Here is a 25,979-nt window from a genome sequence, read left to right as displayed (position 1 = left end):
CGGAGAAGCGACCGACGCGAACGATGGTGGAGGAAACACGGATGAACAAGTACGGGCAGCTCGCGACGAGCCACTGGCACCAGCACCTGCCGGCCAGGTACGCGGCGTTGGAGAACCCGGCGGAGTTCTTCGAGAGCCTGGGCCGGCAGGTCGAGGCCGAGGTGTCGGACCTGCAGGCGATACTGGCAGGGACGGACCCGGCGAGGGAGACTTATCCCGAGAAGGTCGCCCGGTTGGCGACCGCGCGGAGAACAGCGGAGGAGGTCGTGATGGCACAGCTGGTGTGGAGCCACGATCCGGAGCTGCCGCTGGATCAGGCCCGCGAGGAGTGGGAGCAGACCCGGCCCTCAGACGAGAATCTGGTGACCTGGGCGGAGCGGATGCAGGACTCCCCGGACTTGATGCCCTCCTCGGTGGAGCTGGAGCAGATGGCGAAGGACTGGGCCGTCCCGGTCTCGTTCCTGGAGGGCCTGGTCGCGACGGAGCCGCCGCGGGAGTACCTGCGGGCGAACGCCGAGGTGCTGACGGAAGCGGCGACGATCCGCTTCCTCCGCGAACTCCAGTAGCCACCGCTGAATCCGCGCCGGTTCCTGAGCTGGCGTCACGATTCGTCCCGGCGTCGCAGGAAGATCTCGCACCGTCCGGGGCGAAGGCGCGGTTCCGTGCCAACGTCGAGGCGATCCGCCTCACCCGCGCTCTCGCCGATGAAGGGCGCGCGGCGCGCAGCGATGAGCAGCGGGCGCTGGCGCGCTGGTCGTCGTGGGGTGCGATCCCGGACGTGTTCGACGCCGCGAAGCCGGACTGGGCGCGGGAGCGTGACGAGTTGCGCGCCCTGCTGGCGGATGACGAGTGGGAGGCGGCCGCCCGGACGACGATCAACGCCCACTACACCGACCCGCTGATCGCGCGGCAGCTGTGGCGCGCCCTCACCGCCCTGGGCTTCCAGGGCGGCGCCGTGCTCGAACCCGGATCGGGGGCGGGAACATTCATCGGCCTCGCCCCCGACAGCGCGACCATGACCGGCGTGGAGCTTGATCCGATCACCGCGGCGATCAGCCGGGGCCTCTACCCGCACGCAGAGGTGCGGGCGGAGTCGTTCGCAGATACGCGCCTCCCGGAAGCGCACTTCGACGCGGCGATCGGGAACGTGCCCTTCTCGAAAGTGGTGCTGCACGACCCGGTGCACAACGCCACCAAGCAATCGATGCACAACCACTTCATCCTCAAGTCGCTCCGGCTGACCCGCCCGGGCGGCCTGGTGGCGACGTTGACGTCGCACTTCACGATGGATGCGCAGAGCCCCGGCGCACGGCGAGAGATGAACGACCTCGCCGACCTCATCGGCGCGATCCGTCTCCCGACCGGCGCGCACCGCAGGGCGGCCGGAACCGAGGCGCTCACCGATCTGCTCATTTTCCGACGCCGCGAAGACGGCGAACCGCCGGCGGACGAGCTGTGGGAGACCGTGCGGACGATCACGCTGGATGGTCAGCCGACGAAGATCAACGCCTACTTCGACGAGCACCCCGAACAGGTCCTCGGGGAGCTCAGCGTCGAGCAGGGCATGTACGGTCAGGCTTCACTGAAGGTCACTGCGGACGTCGATCGGCTCGAAAATGACCTCGCTGGCGCGATCGATGCGCTCGTGTTCTCCGCGCGCCGAGGCGGGCTCGTCATGACCGAGCGCACCGCTGCGCAGCAATCGCGTCGGGCAGCGTTCACCCCGTCGCCGCCGGAGGCGTGGGACGGCAGCATCGTCGTCCAGCCCGGCGGCGCCTTCGCGACCGTCGCGGGCGGCGGGCTGGAGCCGTTCGCGGTGCCGAAGTCCGCCAGCAAGGAGCTGACCGCGCTACTCGGGCTGCGCGATCGCGCGACCGCGCTGCTGGCGATGGAAGCGGCGACCGTCGATGACACCGAGGAGATCACCGAGGCGCGCGCGGCCTTGCGGCGCGACTATCAGAAGTACCTCGGCGCCTATGGACCGCTGAACAGGTACGGGCTGCGCCCGACCGGCCGCACGAACGACGCCGGTGACGCCACGTACGCGCGCATCGTCCCGACCCCGCTGCGCCTGCTGCGATCCGACCCGTTCGGCCCCCTCGTCCTGGCTCTGGAGCAGTTCGACGACACCGACCAGACGGCGCACCAGGCAGCGATCCTCTCGCGCCGGGTCGTCGCACCGCGCGCGGAGGTACAGGGCGTGGAGACCCCCGCCGACGCGATCGCGGTGAGCCTGGACAGAACCGGGCGTATCGACATCGCCCTCATCGCCGACCTGCTCGGCATGACCGACCACGAGGCGCGGCCCGCACTCGACGGGCTCGTGTTCACCGATCCGGTCACAGGCGAGCTGGTGCACGCGCCCGCATATCTCTCCGGCGACGTCCGAGCCAAGCTCGATGACGCGACCTCCCGCGCTGCGGAAGACCCGGAGTTCCAGAGGAACGTCGACGCGCTCCAGAGCGTTCTGCCCGAGCCGCTGGGAGTGGAGGACATCTCGGCGCGACTGGGGGCGGTGTGGATCAGCGAGCAGGTTCACCAAGACTTCCTTCGCGAGCTGCTGCGAAACCCCGAAGTGCGGGTGGAGAACCCGATGCCGGGCATGTGGGAAGTCCGCGGCGGACGCCAAGGCCTGCTGTCGACATCTGAATGGGGTACGTTGCGCCGCCCGGCGCCGGATATCGCGCAGGCGGTGATGGAGCAGAAGACGATCCTCGTCTACGACGAGATCGAGGAGGCGGACGGGACGAAGAGGCGGGTCCTCAACCCGGTCGAGACCGCCGCGGCGCAGGAGAAGGCCGAGGCGTTGCAGGAGCGTTTCGCCGAATGGGTGTGGGAAGACCCGGCCCGCGCCGCCGACCTGGTCGCCGAGTACAACAAGCGGTTCAACAGCATCGTGCTGCGCGACTACACCGATGCGGGCGACTACCTGTCCCTGCCAGGGCTGGCGGCGAACTTCACGCCGCGCCCGCACCAGCGTGCTGCGGTCGCCCGCATGATCGCGGAACCTGCCGCGGGGCTGTTCCACGAGGTCGGGGCGGGGAAGACGGCAGAGATGATCATGGGCGCGATGGAGATGCGCCGCATGGGTCTCATCTCTAAGCCGGTCATCGTCGTGCCGAATCACATGCTCGAGCAGTTCGGGCGGGAATGGTTGCAGCTGTACCCGCAGGCGCGAGTACTCGCCGCGTCCAGCCAGGAACTCACGGCGGACAAGCGGCGCCTGTTCGTCGCCCGCGCGTCGGCGAACGACTGGGACGCGGTGATCCTCACGCAAGGGGCGTTCGCGAAGATCCCGCTGCGCACCGAGACGCAGCAGGCGTACATCCGCGCCCAGGTCGAAGAGGTCAAGGGCGTGCTGGAGCACGCCGAGGGCGAGGACCGGATGAGCGTCAAGCGCGTGCAGCGAAAGCTCCTCGCTCTGGAGAACAAGCTCAAAGACCGTACCGACACCAGCCGCGACCAAGGGGTGTGCTTCGAGGACACGGGCATCGACTACGTGGTGGTCGACGAGATGCATATGTACAAGAACCTCGCCACCGAGTCGAACATCCGCGACGCCGCGATCGACGGCTCCGACCGCGCCACGGACCTGCATATGAAGCTCGAACACCTCCGCTCCCAAGGCCGCGAACGCGTGGTCACCGGCGCCACTGCCACGCCGATCAGCAACAGCGTGACCGAAGCGTTCGTGATGCAGCGCTACCTGCGCCCCGATCTGCTGGAGAAGGCGGGCATCGGGTCGTTCGACGCCTGGGCGGCCACGTTCGGGCAGACCGTGACGCAGATGGAGATGGCCCCGACCGGGAACACGTTCCGGATGAAGACCCGGTTCGCGAAGTTCCAGAACGTGCCAGAGATGCTCAAGCTCTGGTCGGTGTTCGCCGACGTGAAGACCGCCGACGACCTGCAACTCCCGACGCCCGACCTCGCGGCACGGGACGACGGCGCGCGGGTGCCGGCGACGGTCCCGGTGCAGCCCACCGTGGAACTGGAGCAATACATCGAATCCCTCGGTGATCGCGCGGAGAAGGTGCAGAACAAGCAAGTCACTCCGGACGAAGACAACATGCTCACCATCAGCACAGACGGGCGCAAGGCCGCACTCGACATCCGTATGGTGCTCCCATCCGGAGGGCCGTCGGGGCCGACGAAGGTGGACGCCGCCGCGGACGCGATCTTCCGTGTGTGGGAAAAGACACGCGACAACGAGTACCTCGACACCCTCACCGGGCAGCCCTCATCCGTGCGCGGCGCGTTGCAGCTGGTGTTCTCTGACATCGGCACCCCCAACCCCGACAGGTGGAACGCCTACGACGAACTCCACGCTCAGCTTGTGCTGCGCGGCATGCCCGGCGAGGCGATCCGGTTCATGCACGAAGCGAAGACCGACGCCGACAAGGCCCGACTGTTCGCCGCCGCACGCGCCGGGCACATCGCCGTGCTGGTCGGGTCGACCGAGAAGATGGGCGTCGGTACGAACGTGCAGGCCAGGGCCGTCGCGCTCTATCACCTCGACTGCCCCTGGCGCCCGTCCGATATCGCCCAGCGGGAGGGTCGCATCCTCCGGCAAGGAAACCAGAACCCCGAGGTCGCGATCGTCCGGTTCGTCACCGAGCGGTCCTTCGACTCGTATATGTGGCAGGGCGTCGAGCGGAAGGCCACATTCATCGCGCAGCTGATGCGGGGCCGCCTCGACACCCGCGAGATAGAGGAGATCGACTCCTCCGCCCTCTCGGCAGCGGAGGCGAAGGCGATCAGCTCCGGCAACCCGCTGCTGCTGGAGCACTCGACCGTCCAGAACGAAGTCACGCGCCTACGCCGGCTGGAACGCGCGCACCAACGCAACGAGTCCATGCTCGTGCACACCCGGGATCGTGCCCGCGATGATGCCCGACGAGCTCAAGCCGACATCGAAGGGCTGGAGGCCGCCGCACCGCGCGTCCGGGATACCGGCGGCGACCGGTTCCGGATGCGACTGCACGGCCACAACTACGACTCTCGCGTCGACGCCGGCCATGCCCTCATGGCTTGGGCACGGGACTCAGGCTTCACGTCGGTGCCCTTCTACACGAGTCGCGACTACGGCATGATCGGGTCGATCAGCGGATTCGACATCCGCCTGTCGACGCACCCGATGCTCAGAACGCTGATGGTCGAGGTCGGTCTCGTCGGGGTTCCTCGCAGTAGCTTCAGCATGTCCCGGGAAGCGTTTCTGGACGGCGCAACCGGACTCATCCAACGCATCGAGAACCGTGTCTCCGGCATCCCCACCCTGCTCGAGCAGGCACGCAGCGACCGTGACATCGCACAGCAGTCAGCCGCAGAAGCGCAGGCGAGGATTGGCCTGCCCTTCAAGCATGCGACCGCGCTCACCGAAGCCGAGGAAGACCTCACCCGCGTCGAGGCACAGCTCGCCGCGATGCAGGACAATGGCGAACCTGAGCCGACCGCCACCGAGCGGGCGTCACTGACCGTGGAAGTCGTGAACGCCCACAGGCCCGCACTCGGCATACGTTCACATCCGGATCGTCATCCGGCGGCATTCGAGCCCAAGACTCCCGGCGCTCCAGTCGGGCGCGAGAACGGCCGAAACCTCGGCCCGTGAGAATGGCGGGCTCGTCAACAGCCCGCCTCGCGCGAGTACGCGCCGAAGTACAGCAGTCTCTCTGGGCCTTCCTGCTGGTGTCGGCCGGTCGAGCCCGCCGTGACAGTGGCGACGCCGCGATCCTGTGACGGGGTGCATCACACTTCTCTGTTGTGGTGAGGGTGTGCACCTCTCCTGCACAGAGACGCCCCGGATGGGGTGACGAGGATGCAGGAGGACACGATCATGACCATCACCACGAAGCCGTCCGTTTCGGGGTTCATCGCGACGACGCCCCGACGGTCGGAGACACGCGAGGGCAGGACGAAGTTCTACGCCCGGTTCGCGCAGTCGCACGCGCAGCGCAACGACGACGGCACCTTCACGCAGCTCGACTCGAGCTTCAGCAACATCGTCGCGTACGGCGAGGCCGCGGAGTGGGCGCTGGCGAACCTGCAGAAAGGGGACGCCTTCATTGCCCAGGGCAACGAGCGCTCCTACACGCAGCAGCGTGACGGGCAGGCGGTCGAGGGCGAGGAGTTCATCGCGAACAAGATCAGCCATGATCCGGCTCGTCACCCCTACGTCGTCGACCGCACGCCACGCGCGAGCCGGGGTCAGGAGCGCCAGGTGTCGTCGCCGCTCGATGACCCCTTCAACGCGCCGCGTCCGCAGACCCAGGCAGCGCCCGCACTCGGGCGCTGAGTCGGAAGCCAAGACGATGACCGGAACCGACGACGAATCGGTGGACATCGACGGCCGCGACGACCCGGAGGGCGGCGAGCCGGAGCCGGCGTTCGAGATGCCGATGCTCCCGGAACCGCCGCACCCGATCAACTGGAACCTCCTGCGGGCAGATGACGCTGAGCACGAGTGGCTGGAGCTCAACAGCTGGGTGAACTGGCTGCGCCGCACGTACGGGCTGCCCGCGAGCGTGGTGCCGCCGTTCTGGTACCGGCATCCCGAGCTGCTGTGGGAGCTGTCCGCGCTGCACCTGCACTGGCTGTGCGCCTACGACCCGGAACAGAACGGCTCCGCCCCGCTGGGCTGGCACCGCGACTTCACCGATGCCCGCGGCCGTCTACGGGACTGGGTCGCCGCGTCGGGGACGAGGTTGGATCGTGACCGGCCTACACGGCAGACCGTGTGGCCTGGCGAGGACGCCGCCGAGCCGGTCGAGGACATCGTGATCGCGAACCGTGACGAGGACTTCGTCAAGTTCGTCGTCGCGGACGTCGAACGTCGCCGCCAGGCTGAGAGGGACTTCTACCAGCACCTCGATACGCAGACCGGCGAGCTGACCTGAAAACGACGACGACGGCTTCTGGGGCGAGACGACGATGGTTGTCTCGCCCCAGGCATGCGAGCACGATCATGCGCCGAGGACATGCCCGGGCCGTGCAGGGCCAGCCGCGGGCGGCAATGGCTGAGGGAGCGCGCGAGCGGGAGAACGCTTCGGAGATGTCGATGGCGGTGCGGGACGATCGAGCGCAGTAGCGGAGAGGTCGTAGCCTCCCCACGGCGAGTAGCCGGCCACGTGGCGCGTTCCGTGCGAGGCGCGCTCCGTGATGATCGGCGCGCCCGGCACCTGCGCCTCAACCGGATAGTGCTCTGCGATCCACGCCGTTGCGAGCTTCGTCAACCCGGACTCGGACCGCACCCGGATCTGCGCAGGGATCACCGGAAGGTCGCGCCAGCCGGGGAACGCGTGATCGTGCCACGCTTCGACAGCGTGATTCTCATCCCCGCTGATCGCATGCCACTCGCAGGGCTCGCAGATCAGCTGCGTGAGCAACCCACCGGGCCCCTCCTGCGCGACACGGGGTCGCAGCTCCGCAGTGAACGTCGAGGCCGTGTGCTCGCTGTCACCGACCGTCATGTCGCCGGGAATCGTGATAGCGCGGTGCCACATATGGCTGCTCGCGTAGGAATCGAAGTGCGTGTTCAGGAAGCACCAGTGTGCGAACGCCTCATCCAGCTCACGCGGCGGGTAGTAGTCCGTCGTGAAGTGCAAAGGCGCGCCCGACCACTCGCCGAGACTGGCGCGCGCATCCTCTCGAGCCAGCTCGTCGAAGTCGAACGCCAGCTGCCCGCCTATCCGATCAGCCATCGGCCTCATCTCCCTTCGACCGTCAGGTGCGCGACGTGCGTACGGACCGCTGCGTCGGTCCCTTCCGGGAGCGGGATGGGAGGAGTAGCCTGAGTACAGGCGATCAACACATGATGCGCCGCCGGTTCAGTGCACGGCGGTCGACGAACCCGGAGATTCCGCTCCGGGACGAGTCCTTCCCCCAAGAACGATGTCGCCATTGTGGGAGGTGCCTGCTGTGTTCCGAATGATCCTGGCTGCCAGTATTTTCATCCGTGGGTTCTTGCGGGTGTGGATGCCGAGCAACATCGTCCTCGACCTCATCCGCACGCGCAGGGGCCTCAAGTGGGGCGTCCCCGGGATGCTCCTCGCCGCTCCGTACTTCGCGATCGCCTACTGGTGCACTACCGCCATCGAGGCGGGCGCGCCCGGATGGCTCAACCTGATCGTGCTGGTCTGCCTCTGGTCGGCACTCAAGTTCCTCATCATGGGCCCCATCAGCCTCATCCTTCTAGCGAAAACACGACTCCGCGAGCGCGGCCAGCAGCGGCGTGTGGGCCGTATGGTACGCCAGACCACCGCCGAGTCTGCGTAGACGGCACGCGGCGCTTCCGGGCGACTTGAGCTAGCTAAGGCTCTTTCCACCGTTCGACTGGCTAGTCGACAGAGCGCGCCGCGATCAGGAACGGTTTGGGCCGCTCGACGGTGTCACATTGCTCATCAAGTTCTCTGATCCGTTCCCGGATCGCGTCCACATGCTCCTAGAAGCACATAGCAAAGCCCCAATCCAGCCGCGTGTTGTCCAAGGGAGAAGCAGGACTCGACGTAAGACACGGCTGACCGGTACCGATGACGACCCGAGCCGCACGCACAGTACATTCGCGTATCAAGGGGGTCCGCCGAGGCCACAGAGAGGGGACGACGGGAATCGAACCCGCGTTGGCTGCTTGGGAAGCAGCCGTCCTACCATTGAACGACGTCCCCGAGTAGGTGACCTCCAGCATACGGGACGTGGGCGCGCATGGCGAACGCGCGTGTCTACGGTTGGCAGTCGCGGTGCTCGATCGAGCCGCTCAAAGCTAGCAGCGACTCGGCGCCGACGATCTTCTCCTCTCTGCCGGTGTAGTGCTGTGTCGTCGTCCGCTTGCTCTCGTGCGCGAGGACCTGCTGAGCGGTGTCGGCGCCGAGCGCAGCCGCAGCAGACTTTCGCATCGAGCGGTAGACGAACATCTCCTGCGGCACGCCGATAGCGTCCAGCTCCTCCTTGTGTGCCGCTCGGAACCTGCGCGCCAGCGCTTGTGGGCGCTCGGGGTACATCCCCTTTCCGGCGCGTGTGACGAACAGCAGATCGCCGAGGGAGTCGGCCATCCGCCGCTTGAGCACGGCGTGCACATCGGTGTTCACGACCTCGATCAGTCTCTCCTGGCCTTTGCCCTTCAGCTCGGACTGTCTGTAGAGACCCTTTTCGTCCGTGTGGGTCATCGTGCCGTTGATCCAGACGTGCTCGGTGAGGACACTCTGCTTGTTCGGGCGGAGCACGACGTCTTCGCGCCGGAGTGCCAGGGCTTCGGAGAGCCGGATGGTCAGGCGGTTCGTGAGTATGAGGAGATCGGCGAGGAGGCGCACGTCGGGTCGCTTCCCGGTCTTGCTTCCACGATTCTGCTCCCACGCCAGGACGAGCTGGATGATCACCGCGAGGTCGTCGTCAGTCAACGCAATCAGCTTCGAGGCTGGGCGGTGGATGGCGAGTGTCCTTACTGAGGGCACCGGACTGGCTCCTGGCGAGACGACACCGTGCAGAATCGCTAGGTCGAACATGCCGGCGAGCACGCTGCGAGCCATCAAGGCCTCGTGATTCGATTTCGTGCGGGCTACCTCGTGGAGGAAGTTGTAGATGCGCGCCGGCGTCAACGACGTGATCTTCACTCCCCAGAGCAGCGGCTTGATCGTGCTGTGCAGTGTTCCCTCATAGCGATCGATCGACTGCGGCTTGATCTTGCCCGGCTGCGGGTCGGCCTCGTCCCATTGCCGATTCCGCCGGAGATCCAGCAACCAGGCGACGGCGAGCTGCTCGACCGTCCCGGCCGGGTCGACCTGCTGGAAGACGCCGCCCCAGATGAGGTGGGCCTTGCGCTGCAGGTCGTCTTGCGCGGCTTCCGGGGAAGGACCCCACCCCTGCACGTGGTGTGCTCGACCTTCGCCGTCACGAATGCGGGTGTCGGCGCGGAACCGCTCCCGGTACTGCTGGACACTAACCCTGCCGAGCTCACCCGGCTGCTTCTTCGGCCTGGGCATCACGACCCCCGCCGCTGGGCGATGAGCCAGTCCCGCACGTCGGCAGGAAAGTAGCGGATGCGGTTGCCTGCGATCTTGACGTAGACCGGTCCGCCGGACCTGTTCGACCGCCACACGTCGAGGGTGTGCCGGGTGAGCCCGAGGAACGCGGCCGTCTCCTCGACCGTCCACATGATCGGTGCGCCGTCGGCAGTCAGGTCGAGCCTCGTCGGGTCGAGCGGGGCGGGGTCGCGGGGTCGGGGCGTCTGTGGTGTCATGCACCGTAGGTGCGACAGCCGTGCAACGCGGCATCGCTGCGCTGAACCTCGGGTGAGATGTGGTGCAGAACGGTGACGTCGGCGCGGCCGATCGGCACCCAATGCAGGGTTTCTCCGTCGAAACTCCGTCGAGAATGCGGTCATCGGTGGTCTCCCATGGTGTCGAAGACACCGCTGGACACCAGCAATTGCTGGGTCCAGGAGACCTAGATGAGGGGCGAGGCGCGTCTGGGATGATGAAGCAGAAGTTCTGCCATTGAACTACAGCCCCACGACGACCTGACGGCCGTGCCCGTCCAGCATACCCACGAATGTCGCTGACTGATCGCCGAACTGAGCGCGGGCGGGCGCCGCTACGCTGCGCTGGGCGCCGAGATGATCGCGACGACATCGGGGGCGCGGAACACCATGACCCCCGGAACGTTCCGTTGCTCGAGGATCCCAACTTCTTCGAGCTTGCGTACAGCGTTGCTCACCGCTTGGTAGGTCAGCCCTGGAAGCGCAACACGGTTCCAGGTGGCGGTGCAGAGTTCTGGCGGCGCCGCGAGTGGATGAGCGGCGAACGCGACGCGCTCGTAGGTCTGCCCTCGGCCGTCCGTGCCGGAGATCGGAAGGAGGTCGCCGATCGGACTTGCCGCGAATCGTGCGGGATCCGTGCTGCTCTCCTTCAAGTTCCCTTGATCACACCACGTATCGATTCAACTAAAACCGGAAACAATTGAACTTGCAGTCGCGTAATTGAAGCGTGCCGCAATGACGCATGGCCCTCGGCTCACTCGCGCCGCCGCCCCGAACGCCCAGCCCATCGTCTTCCACCACGGCTGGGCCCTCTCGTCCGACGACTGGGACGCGCAGCTGCTCTACTTCATGCTGACCACGCACGCGGACGTCATCAACCCCGACATCCTCGCGTTCATCCAGTCCTGACCGTCCGTTCGCGACCCGCCCGCTGCGCCGGGCGCCGCACTCCCCGTCACTCCGACAGGTGCTGCACCGTGTTCGTGTAGGTGATTGCATCGGCCGTCGATCCGACGAGGCCGAGGGTCACGCCGAACATCGAGTCCAGGCCTTCGGCGGGCGGCGGGGTGTCGGCGCCCAGCGTGAGCAGCTTTCCTCCCGGAAGCGTCGCGCTGAGCGAGTTGATGTACACCACCACGTGCCCGTCGAGGGTCATCGTGTCGGCCGTCGTCGTCAGGATGGGGCCGGTGTCGTGGCGGACGGTCAGGCTGAATCCGGAGATCGTGATGCGGTCGGCTTCGAGCTTCAGGGCCGTCGTCCGCGACCCGTCGGCGAGGGGAACGGTCACGACCGAGATGCCGCGCAGGCCGCTGAACGACAGCGACTTCGAGCCGAGCTGGGCGGACGGCTGCGTGAACACGGGCCCCTGCTCGTCGGCGACGGGCGCCACCGCGGGCGGCGTCGTGCCTTCCGACGGCGACGGTGACGGCGAGGGCTGCCCCGGCTCCGGAAGGCCGGGGACGGTCGGCAGGCTCGGGATGCCGGGAGCCGACGCGCTCGCCGACGGTGACGGACTGGGCGTCGGGGACGGCGACGAGTGGCAGGGCATGATGATCGGAATGCACCACTCGGTCGGCCGTGCGCCGGAGGTCTCGGCGGCGGCCGCGGGCAGGGCTGCGGCACCCACCGCGCTCGGCGCGAGCGCGAGGAGCGCGGCCGCCAGCAGCGCGGAACGAGCGCGCCGCGTGGTCATCGCGTGACCGCCTCGTCGGAAACGATCGCCTCCTCGGCATCCGCCTCAGCCGTCGGCTCCGCCCCCGCGGTGCGCGCGGCTCTCGGCATCCACGACACCGCGAGGATGCCTCCGACCGCCGACAGCACGAACCCGATCAGGAACCCGCCGAGGTTCACTCCCACGATCGAGTAGACGCTCGTGGCCAGCGCGATCACGCCGTACAGGATGCGGTGCGCCGGCGTGGCGATCACGAGGGCGCCCAGCACGATGAGCAGCAGCGGGATCACGACCGCCTGCAGTCCCTCGATGCCGAGGTGGATGTGCAGCCGCCCGAAGTCGAGCTGACTCGAGCCGAACATCGCGACGCCGCCGACGATGAGCAGGATGCCGCCCACGAGCGGCCGATCCTTCCGCCACGCGCGCACCGGCCGGCCCGCCGCGGGCGCGGTCTCGTTCTCGGGCTCCGCGGCGAGCTCGGCGGCGCGGGACGCCCGGCGTGTCAGAAGCATCCGCTCGATCCGTCCGTCAGCTTCAGCGACATCCCGGTGAGCGTGAACACCGAGGCCTGCGTGCTCCACGAGATCTGCTGAAGATTGTTGATCGTGACGCTGTCGGCATCCTGAGCGAAGTCGCCCGCCGAGCCCTTCGCCGCCGTGTTCACGGTCGAGGCGTCGACGCCGATGCGGATGTTGGAGAACGAGGAGTCGCCCTTGAGGTCGGTCATGCCGATCTGCAGGTCGCTCGCGGTGGCCGGGTTGCCGCCGCCGCCCGCCGTGATGAGCACACCCACTTTGCCGAGCGGGGTGTCGGAGATCACCGACTGGCAGAGGTCGTAGAGCTGCGCCGACGCGATGTTGGCGATCGCTACGTTGTGCGAGCCGCCCGCCGTGTCTTGCGTCACGCCCGCGTACTGCGAGAACCCGGTGCCTTCGAGCTTGGATGCGCTGATCTGGAACTGGCTGCCGGAGACCGCGAACGAGACCGGAACGGCGCCCTGCGCGACGCCTCCGAGGAGGAACGTGGAGGCGAGGACGACGGGAATGGTGGCGAGGGTGATGCGTCCCGCGCGGGAGCGAGTCGGGTTCGAGAGTCTCATCGATCCTCCGGATGCCGGGGCGCCGGCTCCGCTGCCGACGCGTTCGATCATCGACTGTGCGCCTCAATTGACAATCAGTCAATAAGGGAGGCGCCTCTGTGAGAGAACTCTCACGAAGAGCGGCCGTGGGACCGCGCCCACCTCGTGGGTAGGGTCGAGGGCATGTCCACGGAGCAGCGGCGTCGTCTGTCGCGGGAGGATCGGCGCGCACAGTTGATCGCTTCGGGCGTCGCGTTCCTCGCGTCGCGGCCGCTCGACGAGCTCACGATCGAGGCCCTCGCCGAGCGCGAGGACGTGTCGCGTGCGCTCGTCTTCCACTACTTCGGCACGCGCCAGGGCCTGCACACCGCGGTGGTCACCACCGCCCGCGACGCGCTGATCGCGGCATCCGCCCCCCGCGCGGAGCTGCCGCCGCGCGCCCGCCTCGACGACACGATCGAGCGGATCGTCGCGTTCGTTCGCGCCCACCGCGGAACCTTCTACTCGCTGGTGCGGGGCGTCGCCAGCGGCGACCCGGTGGTCCGCGAACTCGTCGACGAGGCCCGCGACGAGAACGCGCACCGCATCGTCGACGTGTTCCACGAGCTGGGTCACGCCGACTCGCCCATGCTGTCGGTGGCCGCACGCGCCTGGGTCGCGTTCGCCGAGGATGTGCTCATCGAGCTCGGTCTCGAGTCCGACCGGCCCGCCGATGAGATCGTCGCCTTCCTGTCGCGTTCGGCGCTGGCGATCGCGGCCTCCGTCGACCGCTGAGCGCGCCGCGCTCGCCCGCCGCGGACAGTAGGCTGGCCGCGTGCTGCTCAGTGACCGCGACATCCGCACCGAGATCTCCTCCGGCCGCGTCGGACTCGACCCGTGGGATGCCGCGATGGTGCAGCCCTCGAGTGTGGACGTGCGTCTGGATCGCTACTTCCGGCTGTTCGACAACCACAAGTACCCCTTCATCGATCCCGCCGAGGACCAGCCCGACCTCACCCACCTCATCGAGGTGCGCCCCGACGAGCCGTTCGTCCTGCACCCGGGGGAGTTCGTCCTCGGCTCGACGTTCGAACAGGTGACGCTCCCCGACGACATCGCCGCACGCCTGGAGGGCAAGTCGTCGCTCGGACGCCTCGGCCTGCTGACCCACTCGACCGCGGGCTTCATCGACCCCGGATTCTCCGGTCACGTCACCCTCGAACTCTCGAACGTCGCGACGCTGCCGATCAAGCTGTGGCCGGGGATGAAGATCGGTCAGCTGTGCTTCTTCCGGCTGTCGTCTGCGGCGGAGAACCCCTACGGCACCGGCCCGTACCTCAACCGCTATCACGGGCAGCGGGGCCCGACGGCGTCGCGCTCGTTCCAGAACTTCCACCGCACCGACGTCGGCGCGACGGACGCGGGCGCTCGCGGGGCCTGAGCGCGCGGCGACCGCCGCCGCAGCTTTATCAGAGTTGCCCGGAAGGGGCCAGGACTCGGCCGTCGCCGCGTGCGTGGCTACCCTGAAACGATGACCGAGACTGCCCCGGCCGCCGATCCGCTCGCCCCCCGTCCGCTCGCGCGTTGGGTGTTCTGGCCCGCCGCCGTCATCATCGTCGCCGTCGCCGCATTCGCGGTAATCTTCCCCTCGTCCGCAGAGACCGCGTTCGCGACCATCCAGGGCGCGATCATCCGAACCTTCAGCTGGTACTACGTCCTGATCGCGGCGTTCTTTGTCGCGTTCGCGCTCGTCCTGGGCTTCAGCCGCTTCGGCGAGATCAAGCTGGGCAAAGACGACGACGAGCCGGAGTTCTCCCTCGGTGCCTGGTTCTCGCTGCTGTTCGCGGCGGGCATGGGCATCGGGCTCGTGTTCTACGGGGTGAGCGAACCGCTCAGTCACTACGTCACACCGCGCCCGGGCGTCACCGGCACCGATGCGCAGCTGGCGCAGAGCGCGCTCACCCAGACCTACCTGCACTGGGGTGTGCAGGCGTGGGCGATCTACGTCGTGATCGGCGTCGCCCTCGCCTACGCGATCCACCGTCGGCGCCGACCGATCTCCATCCGTTGGGCGCTGGAGCCGCTCCTCGGCCATCGCGTGCGCGGGGCGTGGGGAAACGCGATCGACACCCTGGCCCTCGTCGGCACCGTCTTCGGCGTCGCCACCTCGCTCGGGCTGGGCGTCATGCAGATCGGCGCGGGCCTGTCCAGCGCCGGCCTGGGCACCCCCGACACGACGATGCAGATCGTCATCATCGGCGTGATCACGATCTTCGTGCTGCTGTCCGTGCTGTCGGGCGTCGGCAAGGGCATGAAGTGGCTGTCGAGCTTCAACCTGCTGCTGGCAGCAGCGCTGCTCGTGTTCATCCTCATCGCGGGGCACACCGAATACCTCCTGCGGGAGTGGGTGCAGTCGATCGGCGCCTACCTGCAGAACTTCGTCGGCCTGAGCTTCACGGTCAGCGCCTTCCAGGGCGAGGCCGGCGAGCAGTGGCAGGCCTCGTGGACGTCGTTCTACTGGGGATGGTGGATCTCGTGGGCGCCGTTCGTCGGCATCTTCATCGCCCGGGTGAGCAAGGGGCGCACGGTCCGTGAGTTCGTCTTGGGTGTGCTGATCGTGCCCACGCTCGTCGGCATCCTCTGGTTCGCCGTCCTCGGAGGCTCGGCACTGTACCAGGAACTGACGGTGCCGGGATCGATGCTCGCACCCGACGGGACGGTCGATCTGCAGGGCGCTCTGTTCCAGCTGTTCGCCCACCTGCCGGCCGGACCGGTGCTGACGGTGGGCGCCATCCTGCTCATCGGCATCTTCTTCGTCACCTCGGCGGACTCGGGTGCGCTCGTGATGGGGATGCTGGCCACCGGCGGCGACGTCGAGCCGAAGCGGTGGGTGCGCGTGTTCTTCACGCTCGCGACCGCGGTGCTGGCGGTCGCCCTGCTGCTGGCCGGAGGCCTGTCGGCGCTGCAGACGGCGGCGGTCACGATCGCGTTGCCGTTCAGCGTCGTCATGCTCCTCATCTGCTGGTCGACGGTGATCGCCTTCCGGCGGGAGCGACGGGTCTACGACCGCGCCCAGCGCGCCCAGCTCGTCGATTACGTCGGCGAGCACTACGGGCTCGACGTCGAACGTGGCAACGAGCAGGGCGTGCGGATGCCGGGATGGTGGCGACGCACGCCACGCTGAGCCTGCCGGCGCACGCGATCACGCGCAGGGCGCTCACGCGCTCGCGGCGGTGCGTCCCTCGGTGAAGCCGGCCGCGAAGCCGCGCTCGTAGGCGCCCTCGGCGTCACGGTGGGGTGAGCGGTCGCGGCATCCGTCGCCGTCGCGTTCGGCATCGATGTGGATGCCGCGCCCGAAACCGTGTCCGCCGGGTCCGAAGCCGTGCCGGTGCGGACCGAAGCGGCGGACGCGGGGGCCGAACCCTCCACGGTGGCGACGGTGGTGGCCCTCATCGGGGTCGCCCTCCGCGCCGAGGGCCTGCGCGCGATCGTGCCAGAGGGCGCGGCGGAGCTCGCCCGGCTGCTCACGAAGCTCGCGGCGGCCTGGCCGCGCGGCTGAGGTCGCAGCTCACTCCTCGGGCCAGATCTCGTCGACCTCGAGGGTCAGATCGATGATCTGCTGAAGCAGGCCGCCCATCGTCGTCGCGCGCAGCAGGCGTTGCTGGTCGTACTCGACCAGGGGAGCGATCGCGGCGATCTGCCAGGCGGCGGCGACGGGGTCGGACGACAGCTCGATGTGCGCTCCCCAGGGGGCGTCGGGAAACCGGCCGAGCACGCGACGCACGATGGCCTCGGCTTCCGTGCGCAACGGCGTCAGCGCATCGTTCCACGGCAGCGGCTCCTGCAGCGTGACCTCCGCCCGCGGATAGGGGTCGTCGTCCAGCCAGCGGTCCACGGTGAAGCGGTCGGTGCCGACAGCGACCACCTGGAGGGCGTCCGCCCCGGCGGCGACATCGACCAGGCGGGCCAGTGTGCCGATGCCGGAGCGCTGGTCGCCGCCGCCGGTCTCGTGCCCGCGGTCGATGAGGACGACCCCGAACTGCGGATCATCGCTGTCGAGCAGTTCGCCCATCAGACGCAGGTAGCGCGGCTCGAAGACGCGCAGCGGCAGAGGCGTGTGGGGGAAGAGCACCGATCCGAGAGGAAACATCGGCATGACGGTCATGCGCCCAGTCAACACCGACAGACGTACAGTGGGCGCGTGCCTCGCCTTCCCGCCTCGATCCGCCCCGACGTTCCCGGCCCCGGACAGGAGTCGGTCTGGGGCTATCCGCGTCCGCCGCGCGTCGAGCCGGTCCCTGTGCGTGTCACCGTCCGCCTCGGTGGCCAGCTCATCGCCGACACCCACGACGCCGTCCGCGTGCTCGAGACGAGCCATCCGCCCGTCTACTACCTGCCGATCTCCGACTTCGCCCCGGGCTCCCTCGTGGATGCCGAGGGCACCTCGTTCTGCGAGTTCAAGGGCGCCGCGCGCTATCTCGACGTCGTGGGCGGGGGCATCACGCGGGCGGGAGCCGCGTGGAACTATCCGCATCCCGCGCCGGGGTACGCAGTGCTGCGCGACCGTGTCGCCGTGTACGCCGCCGCGATGGACGAGTGCACGGCCGACGGCGAGGTCGTCACGCCGCAGCCGGGAGGCTTCTACGGCGGCTGGATCACGGCGAACATCCTCGGGCCGTACAAGGGCATCCCGGGTTCGATGGGGTGGTGACGGCGTCGGGCGGCTACCGTGGGTCTATGGCCTCTGACAGCTTGACCGATCCCCTCGAGGCCGCGCCCGCGCCCGACACCCAGACCGACGCCGAATCCTCGGCATCCGCCCCGGCATCCGCCGCGCCGTCGACCCCCGGCTTCGCCGATCTCGGCCTCGACGCCGCGGTCCTCAAAGCGCTGAAGGACGTGGGCTACGAGACGCCGTCGGCGATCCAGGCCGCGACGATCCCGCCGCTGCTGGCCGGTCGCGACGTGCTCGGCACCGCGCAGACGGGAACGGGCAAGACCGCGGCGTTCGCGCTGCCGATCCTGTCGCAGCTGGACCTCTCGCAGAAGACGCCGCAGGCGCTCGTGCTCGCGCCGACGCGCGAGCTCGCGCTGCAGGTGTGCGAGGCGTTCGAGTCCTACGCGGGACATCTGCGCGGCGTGCACGTGCTGCCCGTCTACGGCGGCCAGGGCTACGGGCAGCAGCTGTCGGCGCTTCGCCGTGGTGTGCACATCGTCGTCGGCACGCCCGGTCGCATCATGGACCACCTCGACAAGGGCACGCTCGACCTCTCCGAGCTGCGCTTCCTCGTGCTCGACGAGGCCGATGAGATGCTCAAGATGGGCTTCGCCGAAGACGTCGAGACGATCCTCGCCGACACCCCCGCCGGCAAGCAGGTCGCGCTCTTCTCCGCGACCATGCCCGCCCAGATCCGCCGCCTCGCGGGCACGTATCTGAAGGATGCCGAGGAGATCAACGTCAAGGCGAAGACCTCGACGGCGACCAACATCACGCAGCGCTACCTGATCGTGTCGTACCCGCAGAAGGTCGATGCACTCACCCGCATCCTCGAAGTCGAGAACTTCGAGGGCATGATCGTGTTCACGCGCACCAAGAACGAGACCGAGACCCTCGCCGAGAAGCTGCGCGCCCGCGGCTATGCGGCGGCCGCCATCAACGGCGACGTCGCGCAGGTGCAGCGCGAACGCACCGTCAACCAGCTCAAGGACGGCAAGCTCGACATCCTCGTCGCCACCGACGTCGCCGCGCGCGGGCTCGACGTCGAGCGCATCAGCCACGTCGTCAACTTCGACCTGCCGATCGACACCGAGTCGTACGTCCACCGCATCGGCCGCACGGGTCGCGCCGGGCGGTCGGGCGACGCGATCAGCTTCGTCACCCCGCGTGAGCGGCGCATGCTCGCTTCGATCGAGAAGGCGACGCGCCAGCCGCTCACCGAGATGTCCCTGCCGACCGCCGAAGACGTCAACGCGACGCGCCTCACCCGCTTCGACGACGCGATCACGGCGGCGCTCGCCGAGACCGAGCGCATCGACCGCTTTCGCGACATCATCAACCACTACGTCACCCACCACGACGTGCCCGAGGCGGATGTCGCCGCGGCGCTCGCCGTCGTCGCGCAGGGGGAGACCCCGCTGCTGCTCGACGAGGACCAGCCCGCGCCGGCGCGGCGTGAACGGTTCGACCGTGACGATCGCGGACGCGACCGCAGCGACCGCGACCGCGACGACCGGCCCCGCCGCGACGATCGCCGTCGCTCGGGAGGCCCGACCGCGACCTACCGCATCGAGGTCGGTCGTCGGCACAAGGTCGAGCCGCGTCAGATCGTGGGAGCACTCGCCAATGAAGGCGGTCTTCGCCGCGAGGACTTCGGCGCGATCCAGATCCGTCCCGACTTCTCGCTGGTCGAACTGCCCGCCGACCTTCCCCGCGAGACGCTCCAGCGGCTGGAGGGCACCCGCATCAGCGGTCGCCTGATCGAGATCAAGCCCGACCGCTTCCAGCGCTCCGCCAAGCGTCCGGACCGCGACCGTGACGACCGCGGCGATCGGCGCCCGCGCCGCGACTGAGCGCGGCTCGGCATCCGGCCGGCGCCCGAGTCGCTGACGCAACTGCAAGGGATCACCGGCGACGCGCCGTCTGGGTCAGTCGCACCGCGGGGTGTCGCGCTGCTCGCCTTGCAGGTCGGGCGGGCAGGCGCGTCGGTCGGCAGGTCGGCGGGCGACTGAGCCGCGCGCGGCCATCGGGGCCCGTGAGGGGCGCGGCGGGCTGCGCCGGAGTGGTGATCAGCGAGCTGGCGAGCGGACCGGCAGCAGCAGCGCCAGCCCGACGAGCAGCACAGCGACGAGCCCAAGAACACCCCAGTACTGATGGCCTCCGAGCGTGACGAAGACGCCGAACATCATCGGGGCCAAGAAGACGGCGGCGCGGCCGGTCGTCGCATAGAGGCCGAAGACCTCTCCCTCGCGACCGGTGGGGATGCTGCGGGCCAGGAACGTACGCGACGCGGACTGGGCCGGGCCGACGAACATCGCCATCGCGAGGCCGAGGCCCCAGAACACGGCGGGCCCTCCGTCGTGGAGGACGAAGATCAGGATGCCGCCGACCACGAGCGCGACGAGCGAGACGATCATGACCGGCTTCGGTCCGAACCGGTCGTCGAAGAAGCCCGATGCCATGGTCACGATGCCCGCCACGACGTTGGCGGCGATGGCGAAGATGAGGACGTCCGCGGCGGTGAGCCCGAACGTACCGGTCGCCAGCACTCCGACGAAGGTGAACACTCCCGTGAGACCGTCGCGGAAGATCGCGCTGGCGAGCAGGAACCACACGGTCGTACGGCTCTCGCGCCACAGCGAGGCGACCGTCCCGAAGAGCACGCGGTATGAGGCGAAGAAGCCGATGCGCGCCGCGCCGGGCGTCGACGGCGTGTTCTCCGGCACCGCGAACAGCAGGGGCAGGGCCGACACGGCGAACCAGATCGCGGCGAGGAGCATCGACACGCGCACAGCCATGCCGTCCGCCCCCGTGACGCCGAACAGTCCTACCTCGGGCTTGATGAGCCCGAAGTAGAGCACCAGCAGAAGCACGATGCCGCCGAGGTACCCCATCCCCCAGCCGAAGCCGGAGACCTTGCCCACCGTGCGCGGTGTGGAGATCTGGGAGAGCATCGCGTTGTAGTTCACGCTCGCCAGTTCGTAGAAGACGGTGCCGACCGCGAGCAGCGTGAGCCCGAACCACAGGTAGGCGGTGTCTTCGCGGACGAAGATCATCAGGGCCAGCATGAGCACGACCACGCCGGTGTTGATGCCCAGCCAGCGCTTGCGATGGGCCGAGGCGTCCGAGCGTTGTCCGGTGATCGGCGCCGTGATGAGCACGACCAGGCCGGCGAGGGTGAGGGCCAGCGACAGGGCTTGCGACGTGGTCGCCGCGTCACCGAAGGCGCTGCCGGTGAGATACACGGTGAACACGAAAGAGGTCGCGACCGCGTTGATCGAAGCCGAGCCCCAGTCCCACAGCCCCCACGCGATGACAGCGCGACGAGAGGTCGCCGTCGGGGGAGTCATCGTCGTGGGTGCGGGCAGGTCGGGCAGTGACATGTTCGTCACGGTATGTCCCTTCGGTGAACACCGGGTGGCGCGTCGTTGCGCGTGCAGGTCACGTTACTCCCGGCATCCGGTCGAAAAGTTGAGCCGATTCATATCAACTTGCGTTTGACAGTCGCGGATGCCGCGGCTATCGTGGAACACATCGAAGTTGAGCCGTTAATACTCAACCCCGCAGACTTCTCAGAGCCGTTTCACGAAAGGGAACACACATGGCACGTGCAGTGGGTATCGACCTCGGGACGACGAACTCCGTCGTCGCCGTCCTCGAGGGTGGCGAGCCGAAGGTCATCACCAACGCCGAGGGCTTCCGCACCACCCCGTCGGTGGTCGCGTTCACCAAGGACGGCGAGGTGCTCGTCGGCGAGACCGCGAAGCGCCAGGCCGTCACCAACGTCGACCGCACCCTGTCCTCCGTCAAGCGCCACATGGGCACCGACTGGAAGACGCAGCCGATCGACGGCAAGCAGTACACGCCGCAGGAGATCTCCGCCCGCATCCTCCAGAAGCTCAAGCGCGATGCCGAGACCTACCTGGGCGACAGCGTGACCGACGCGGTCATCACGGTCCCGGCCTACTTCAACGACGCCGAGCGTCAGGCCACCAAGGATGCCGGTGAGATCGCGGGCCTCAACGTCCTGCGCATCATCAACGAGCCGACCGCCGCGGCCCTCGCCTACGGCCTCGACAAGGGCAAGGAGGACGAGCTCATCCTGGTGTTCGACCTCGGTGGTGGAACGTTCGACGTGTCCCTGCTCGAGGTGGGCAAGGACGACGACTTCTCGACCATTCAGGTGCGTGCCACCGCGGGCGACAACCGCCTCGGAGGCGACGACTGGGACCAGCGCATCGTCGACTACCTCATCAAGCAGTTCAAGGACACCACCGGCGTCGACGTCTCGGGCGACAAGATCGCCCTCCAGCGTCTGAAGGAGGCGGCCGAGCAGGCCAAGAAGGAGCTGTCGAGCTCGACCAGCACCTCCATCAACCTGCCCTACCTCTCGCTGACCGACTCGGGCCCCGTGTCGCTGTCGGAGACGCTGACGCGTGCCAAGTTCGAGGACCTCACCAAGGATCTCCTCGACCGCACGAAGAAGCCGTTCAACGACGTCATCGCCGAAGCGGGCATCAAGGTCGGCGACATCGACCACGTCGTGCTCGTCGGTGGATCGACCCGTATGCCGCAGGTCACCGAGCTGGTCAAGCAGCTCACCGGTGGCAAGGAGCCCAACAAGGGCGTGAACCCGGACGAGGTCGTCGCCGTCGGCGCCGCCCTGCAGGCCGGTGTCCTCAAGGGTGAGCGCAAGGATGTGCTGCTCATCGACGTCACCCCCCTGAGCCTCGGCATCGAGACCAAGGGTGGCATCATGACCAAGCTCATCGAGCGCAACACGGCCATCCCGACCAAGCGGAGCGAGACCTTCACGACCGCCGACGACAACCAGCCGTCGGTCGCCATCCAGGTCTTCCAGGGCGAGCGCGAGTTCACGCGTGACAACAAGCCGCTCGGCACCTTCGAGCTGACCGGCATCGCGCCCGCGCCCCGCGGCATCCCGCAGATCGAGGTCACCTTCGACATCGACGCCAACGGCATCGTGCACGTGTCCGCGAAGGACAAGGGCACGGGCAAGGAGCAGTCGATGACGATCACCGGCGGCTCGTCGCTGCCGAAGGAGGACATCGAGCGCATGGTGCGCGAAGCCGAGGAGCACGCCGCGGAGGACAAGAAGCGCCGCGAGGCCGCCGAGGTCCGCAACCAGGCCGAGACCCTTTCGTACTCGATCGAGAAGCTCATCAAGGACAACGAGGACAAGCTCCCCGACCAGGTGAAGACCTCGGTGCAGGCCGATGTCGACGCGCTGAAGACGGCGCTCGCGGGAGACGACGAGGATGCCGTGAAGACGGCGTTCGACAAGCTCAACGCCTCGCAGCAGCAGCTGGGTGAGGCCATCTACGCCTCGGCCCAGGCCGCCGGCGAGCCGGCCGACCCCACCGTCGCCGACCCCGGCAACGGCAGTGTCCCGAACCCCGAAGAGGACGTCATCGACGCCGAGGTCGTCGACGACGAGGACGAGAAGAAGTAAGAGAATCGAGCCATGACGAACAAGGACTTCGAAGAGCCCATCGACGAAGTCCCCGGTGACGAGGGGTCGGAGGCGCACGCCTCCGGCCCCGACTCGCAGGGGGACGCGCGCGAGGGCGACGACCTGACCGTCGACGACATCCTGGACGCGCCGCAGACCGACGAGGCCGCCGTCGCGGAGGCTTCGCCCGAGGACCGCGACCTGCTGTTGGACCTCAAGCGGGTGCAGGCCGAGTACGCCAACTACCGCCGTCGCACCGAGGACCAGCGCGAGGTGGAGATCGCCCGCGCCAAGGGATCGGTCGCCAAGGGGCTGCTGCCGGTGCTCGACGACCTCGACCGTGCCGACAAGCACGGTGACCTCGTGGACGGCTCGCCGCTGGCCGCCATCGCGGAGAAGCTCCGCGGCGTGGTCGCCCGCCTCGGTGTCGAGACCTACGGCGTCGCGGGGGAGATGTTCGACCCGCAGCAGCACGAGGCGATCTTCCACGCCCCGAACCCCGGGGGAGTGGAAGACGGCACGATCCTCGACGTCGTCGAGGTCGGCTACCGCTTGGGCACGATCGAACTGCGACCGGCCAAGGTCGTCGTCGCCGGTTCCGCCGACTGACGGGAGGAGGTGTCCATGGCCAGTCAGGATTGGTTCGACAAGGACTTCTACAAGGTCTTGGGCGTCTCCAAGGACGTGTCCGAGGCCGACCTGAAGAAGGCGTACCGCAAGCTCGCCCGCACGTATCACCCCGACTCCACGCAGGGCGATCCTGCGAAGGAGGCGAAGTTCAAGGAGATGAGCGAGGCGTATTCCGTGCTCTCGGACAAGAGCCAGCGCGAGGAGTACGACCAGATCCGCGCGATGGGTGCCGGCGGCGCCCGCTTCCAGGCCCCCGGCACCGGCAGCGGCGGCTTCGAGGACGTCTTCAGCCGTTTCGGCCAGTCCCGGGGGTCGGCGCAGTCGGCCGACTTCGACGACCTGTTCTCGATGTTCGGCCAGGGCGGGTTCACACAGGGCGGCGGCTTCGGCTCCGGGCGCTTCGGGCAGCCGACCGGCGGCTTCCGAGGGTACGGCGGACCGCAGCGCGGCGCGGACGTGACCGCGCGGACGACGCTCGACTTCCAGACCGCCGTCAAGGGTGAGACCATCACTCTCGCCGGCGAGGACGGCAAGCCGTTCAAGGTGAAGATCCCCGCCGGTGTCGCCGACGGCCAGAAGATCCGGCTGCGCGGCCGCGGCCGCCCGTCGCCCGATGGCGGCGAGCCCGGGGACATCGTCGTGAGCGTCACGGTGCGACCGCACCCCGTGTTCACCCGCGACGGGCTGAACCTGCGCGTCACCGTTCCGGTGACCTTCACGGAAGCCGCGCTGGGCGCCACCATCGAGGTGCCGACCCTGGGTGGCGACCCCGTCAAGCTGCGGGTCGCCCCGGGAACGCCCTCCGGGCGCGTGCTGCGCGTGAAGGGCCGCGGCGTGCACACCGCGAAGGGCACCGGTGATCTTCTCGCCGAGGTCCAGGTCGCCGTGCCGTCGCACCTCGACGAGCAGGCGAAGGAAGCACTGCAGCGCTTCCACGAGCTGGAGCCGAAGGAGAACCCGCGCGCCGACCTCATGGCCAAGGCCCGAGAGTGAGCATGGTCGACGAGCACCCCGATGAGGAAGCGCCGATCTTCGCGATCGCCGTCGCGGCGGAGCTTGCCGGCATGCACCCGCAGACCCTCCGTCAGTACGATCGGCTGGGCCTCGTCGTTCCCGGGCGCACGCAGGGCGGGTCGCGGCGGTATTCGCTGCGGCACGTGAAGCAGTTGCGCGAGGTGGGCTCCCTCTCGGCCGAGGGCATGAGTCTGCCGGCGATCTCGCGCCTGATCGAGCTCGAGAACGAGGCGCGCGGACTGCGCCGTCGCGTCGCCGAACTCGAGCAGCGTCTGCAGGAAGAGCTGGCTCGTCGCTCCCGCGTCTTCGCGGCGGGGGCGACGGGATCGGTCGTGACCCTCCGCCACGGCACGCGCGTGCGTCGGGCGACCGAGGTGGTGCTGTGGCGTCCGCTTCCGTCGGCGGATGCCGAGTCCGACGACTAGACGCTACGACGCGGTGCCGCCGGCGACGGCATCCAGGAAGGCGCCGTAGTCCGCCCGCGAAAGGGCGGCGTAGGCGTACGCCCACTCGACGATCGCCTCGGCGCACGCGCGCCCCTCACCGAGGTACCCGATGACCTTCGCGGCGTTCGGGGACTGGCCGTGGGCCCGGGCCAACACCGTCGCACAGGCCTGAGCGTAGCGACGGAACGGGCCGTCCTCGAGCGTTTCGGCGTCGATGCCGCCCTTCATGTCGCGGAACTGGCGCACGTAGTAGTCGGCGCGCTCACCGCGGAAGTGTCCGAGGAACGGGTCGGACGACCCCTGCAGAATGCGCTGCAGCGCCACGACACGCCCGCCCTGACCGTGACGGTCGACGAACGCCGTGAGCTCCTCCGGCTGTGCGCAGCTGCCGTACTGCTCGAGCACGCTGCGCCCCGCCCCTTTCACCTGCGTCAGCAGTGCCCACGCTGCCCACCCCGACGACCCGACGCGCCGGCGGCCGCCACCTCGGGCGTGACGCGCGTCAGCGTCGGAGGCTGCTCGACGAAGCGAAGTCGTGCGCGTCGCCGCAGGAGGCGACGAGGATGTCGGTGCGCGCTCCGGAGGCGAGGTCGTCCGCCATCAGCGCTGCCGTGCCCCGGTAGAACGCGAAGGGGCTGGCGGACATCAGCTCATCGCGGAGGGGCAGGAGCTCGGCGACCCGCGTGGCGGCCCGTGACAGGGTTCGTCGGGGGACGCTCCCGCT

General features: G+C 68.5%; 27 protein-coding genes and 1 tRNA gene. 16 read left to right on the top strand and 12 right to left on the bottom strand.

Translation table 11 applies throughout. The annotated features are described in order from the left end of the window. Positions 1-41: 41 nt before the first annotated feature. The 4 genes from AS96_RS05775 (at position 42) to AS96_RS05760 (ending at position 6,893) form a co-directional block, all read left to right on the top strand. A complete protein-coding gene (locus AS96_RS05775) occupies positions 42-566 on the top strand; it encodes a hypothetical protein (RefSeq protein ID WP_036286729.1) in 525 nt (174 codons plus the stop codon). Between the two features lie 212 nt (positions 567-778). Then, the gene (locus tag AS96_RS05770; protein ID WP_231477131.1) at positions 779-5,608 is read left to right on the top strand and encodes an SNF2-related protein; all 4,830 of its coding nucleotides are present in this window, start codon (positions 779-781) and stop codon (positions 5,606-5,608) included. A gap of 225 nt (positions 5,609-5,833) precedes the next feature. After that, positions 5,834-6,292, top strand: a complete 459-nt coding sequence (locus AS96_RS05765) for a single-stranded DNA-binding protein (protein ID WP_036286723.1) — start codon at positions 5,834-5,836, stop codon at positions 6,290-6,292. Between the two features lie 97 nt (positions 6,293-6,389). Continuing rightward, a complete protein-coding gene (locus AS96_RS05760) occupies positions 6,390-6,893 on the top strand; it encodes a hypothetical protein (RefSeq protein WP_425545988.1) in 504 nt (167 codons plus the stop codon). A gap of 66 nt (positions 6,894-6,959) precedes the next feature. Here AS96_RS05760 and AS96_RS05755 read toward each other — a convergent pair whose 3' ends face one another. Beyond that, positions 6,960-7,697 carry a DUF6349 family protein gene (locus AS96_RS05755; protein ID WP_036286684.1) on the bottom strand — a complete coding sequence of 246 codons (738 nt, stop codon included), beginning with the start codon at positions 7,695-7,697 and terminating at the stop codon, positions 6,960-6,962. 274 nt (positions 7,698-7,971) lie between these two features. On the opposite strand from AS96_RS05755, the gene AS96_RS05750 reads away from it, so the two are divergent. Beyond that, the gene (locus tag AS96_RS05750) at positions 7,972-8,271 is read left to right on the top strand and encodes a sulfate permease (RefSeq protein WP_231477130.1); all 300 of its coding nucleotides are present in this window, start codon (positions 7,972-7,974) and stop codon (positions 8,269-8,271) included. Between the two features lie 318 nt (positions 8,272-8,589). Here the strand turns inward: AS96_RS05750 and AS96_RS05745 are convergent. The 4 genes from AS96_RS05745 to AS96_RS05730 form a co-directional block, all read right to left on the bottom strand. Then, positions 8,590-8,660, bottom strand: a tRNA-Gly gene (locus tag AS96_RS05745). Between the two features lie 54 nt (positions 8,661-8,714). Beyond that, complete coding sequence (locus AS96_RS05740; RefSeq protein ID WP_113681432.1) at positions 8,715-9,971, bottom strand: tyrosine-type recombinase/integrase; 1,257 nt, start codon at positions 9,969-9,971, stop codon at positions 8,715-8,717. Continuing rightward, entirely contained in the window at positions 9,971-10,228 is a 258-nt protein-coding gene (locus AS96_RS05735; RefSeq protein ID WP_036286677.1) for a helix-turn-helix transcriptional regulator, read from the bottom strand. The genes AS96_RS05740 and AS96_RS05735 overlap by 1 nt, the downstream gene beginning before the upstream one ends. 353 nt (positions 10,229-10,581) lie before the next feature. Beyond that, positions 10,582-10,899 carry a hypothetical protein gene (locus AS96_RS05730; RefSeq protein ID WP_036286674.1) on the bottom strand — a complete coding sequence of 106 codons (318 nt, stop codon included), beginning with the start codon at positions 10,897-10,899 and terminating at the stop codon, positions 10,582-10,584. Positions 10,900-10,981: 82 nt separating this feature from the next. Between AS96_RS05730 and AS96_RS15240 the strand changes: the two genes are divergently transcribed. Next, positions 10,982-11,155, top strand: coding sequence for a hypothetical protein (locus AS96_RS15240; RefSeq protein WP_155947530.1), 174 nt, complete (start codon positions 10,982-10,984; stop codon positions 11,153-11,155). 46 nt (positions 11,156-11,201) lie between these two features. Here AS96_RS15240 and AS96_RS05725 read toward each other — a convergent pair whose 3' ends face one another. The 3 genes from AS96_RS05725 to AS96_RS05715 are packed head-to-tail and all read right to left on the bottom strand — an operon-like array spanning position 11,202 to position 13,017. Beyond that, on the bottom strand, positions 11,202-11,939 hold the full coding sequence (locus tag AS96_RS05725; protein WP_036286671.1) for a hypothetical protein: 738 nt from the start codon (positions 11,937-11,939) through the stop codon (positions 11,202-11,204). Beyond that, positions 11,936-12,430, bottom strand: a complete 495-nt coding sequence (locus tag AS96_RS05720) for a DUF6114 domain-containing protein (RefSeq protein WP_036286668.1) — start codon at positions 12,428-12,430, stop codon at positions 11,936-11,938. Before AS96_RS05720 ends, AS96_RS05725 begins: the two co-directional genes overlap by 4 nt. Next, on the bottom strand, positions 12,421-13,017 hold the full coding sequence (locus tag AS96_RS05715; protein ID WP_016464019.1) for a DUF6230 family protein: 597 nt from the start codon (positions 13,015-13,017) through the stop codon (positions 12,421-12,423). Before AS96_RS05715 ends, AS96_RS05720 begins: the two co-directional genes overlap by 10 nt. A gap of 162 nt (positions 13,018-13,179) precedes the next feature. Here AS96_RS05715 and AS96_RS05710 point away from each other — a divergent pair, with 162 nt between their 5' ends. The 4 genes from AS96_RS05710 to AS96_RS05695 all read left to right on the top strand — a co-directional run bounded on the left by AS96_RS05710 (position 13,180) and on the right by AS96_RS05695 (position 16,534). Then, positions 13,180-13,770: a TetR/AcrR family transcriptional regulator gene (locus tag AS96_RS05710; RefSeq protein WP_036286665.1), complete on the top strand. Its 591-nt coding sequence runs from the start codon at positions 13,180-13,182 to the stop codon at positions 13,768-13,770. Positions 13,771-13,810: 40 nt separating this feature from the next. Then, entirely contained in the window at positions 13,811-14,416 is a 606-nt protein-coding gene (gene dcd / locus AS96_RS05705) for a dCTP deaminase (protein ID WP_036286662.1), read from the top strand. Between the two features lie 90 nt (positions 14,417-14,506). Beyond that, positions 14,507-16,159 carry a BCCT family transporter gene (locus tag AS96_RS05700; protein ID WP_036286648.1) on the top strand — a complete coding sequence of 551 codons (1,653 nt, stop codon included), beginning with the start codon at positions 14,507-14,509 and terminating at the stop codon, positions 16,157-16,159. Positions 16,160-16,336: 177 nt separating this feature from the next. Continuing rightward, positions 16,337-16,534, top strand: coding sequence for a hypothetical protein (locus AS96_RS05695; RefSeq protein ID WP_155947529.1), 198 nt, complete (start codon positions 16,337-16,339; stop codon positions 16,532-16,534). A 9-nt stretch (positions 16,535-16,543) separates the two neighbouring features. Here AS96_RS05695 and AS96_RS05690 read toward each other — a convergent pair whose 3' ends face one another. Beyond that, complete coding sequence (locus AS96_RS05690; RefSeq protein ID WP_016464024.1) at positions 16,544-17,140, bottom strand: LON peptidase substrate-binding domain-containing protein; 597 nt, start codon at positions 17,138-17,140, stop codon at positions 16,544-16,546. Between the two features lie 36 nt (positions 17,141-17,176). Between AS96_RS05690 and AS96_RS05685 the strand changes: the two genes are divergently transcribed. Together AS96_RS05685 and AS96_RS05680 are read left to right on the top strand one after the other, a co-directional pair. Further along, positions 17,177-17,686, top strand: a complete 510-nt coding sequence (locus AS96_RS05685; protein WP_081767980.1) for a DUF427 domain-containing protein — start codon at positions 17,177-17,179, stop codon at positions 17,684-17,686. Between the two features lie 26 nt (positions 17,687-17,712). Continuing rightward, positions 17,713-19,545: a DEAD/DEAH box helicase gene (locus tag AS96_RS05680; protein ID WP_051498764.1), complete on the top strand. Its 1,833-nt coding sequence runs from the start codon at positions 17,713-17,715 to the stop codon at positions 19,543-19,545. A gap of 216 nt (positions 19,546-19,761) precedes the next feature. Here the strand turns inward: AS96_RS05680 and AS96_RS05675 are convergent, their stop codons facing one another. Next, on the bottom strand, positions 19,762-21,075 hold the full coding sequence (locus tag AS96_RS05675; RefSeq protein WP_081767979.1) for an MFS transporter: 1,314 nt from the start codon (positions 21,073-21,075) through the stop codon (positions 19,762-19,764). A gap of 218 nt (positions 21,076-21,293) precedes the next feature. Between AS96_RS05675 and dnaK the strand changes: the two genes are divergently transcribed. The 4 genes from dnaK to AS96_RS05655 are packed head-to-tail and all read left to right on the top strand — an operon-like array spanning position 21,294 to position 25,234. Further along, a complete protein-coding gene (gene dnaK / locus AS96_RS05670; RefSeq protein WP_036286642.1) occupies positions 21,294-23,165 on the top strand; it encodes a molecular chaperone DnaK in 1,872 nt (623 codons plus the stop codon). A gap of 12 nt (positions 23,166-23,177) precedes the next feature. Beyond that, positions 23,178-23,774, top strand: coding sequence for a nucleotide exchange factor GrpE (locus tag AS96_RS05665; RefSeq protein ID WP_036286639.1), 597 nt, complete (start codon positions 23,178-23,180; stop codon positions 23,772-23,774). 15 nt (positions 23,775-23,789) lie between these two features. Continuing rightward, positions 23,790-24,788: a DnaJ C-terminal domain-containing protein gene (locus AS96_RS05660; protein WP_036286634.1), complete on the top strand. Its 999-nt coding sequence runs from the start codon at positions 23,790-23,792 to the stop codon at positions 24,786-24,788. Positions 24,789-24,790: 2 nt separating this feature from the next. Then, positions 24,791-25,234, top strand: coding sequence for a heat shock protein transcriptional repressor HspR (locus tag AS96_RS05655; protein ID WP_036286630.1), 444 nt, complete (start codon positions 24,791-24,793; stop codon positions 25,232-25,234). Positions 25,235-25,237: 3 nt separating this feature from the next. On the opposite strand, the gene AS96_RS15665 is transcribed toward AS96_RS05655, so the two are convergent. Together AS96_RS15665 and AS96_RS15660 are read right to left on the bottom strand one after the other, a co-directional pair. Further along, positions 25,238-25,660 (bottom strand): DUF2252 family protein, encoded by a 423-nt coding sequence (locus AS96_RS15665; protein WP_051498763.1) that lies wholly within the window; start codon positions 25,658-25,660, stop codon positions 25,238-25,240. A 97-nt stretch (positions 25,661-25,757) separates the two neighbouring features. Further along, on the bottom strand, positions 25,758-25,901 hold the full coding sequence (locus AS96_RS15660; protein WP_231477129.1) for a DUF2252 family protein: 144 nt from the start codon (positions 25,899-25,901) through the stop codon (positions 25,758-25,760). Positions 25,902-25,979 lie beyond the last annotated feature (78 nt).

The sequence above is a fragment of the Microbacterium sp. MRS-1 genome (assembly GCF_000585455.1).
Taxonomy (GTDB): Bacteria; Actinomycetota; Actinomycetes; order Actinomycetales; family Microbacteriaceae; genus Microbacterium; species Microbacterium laevaniformans.
This window is presented reverse-complemented; position numbering and strand designations above follow the sequence as displayed.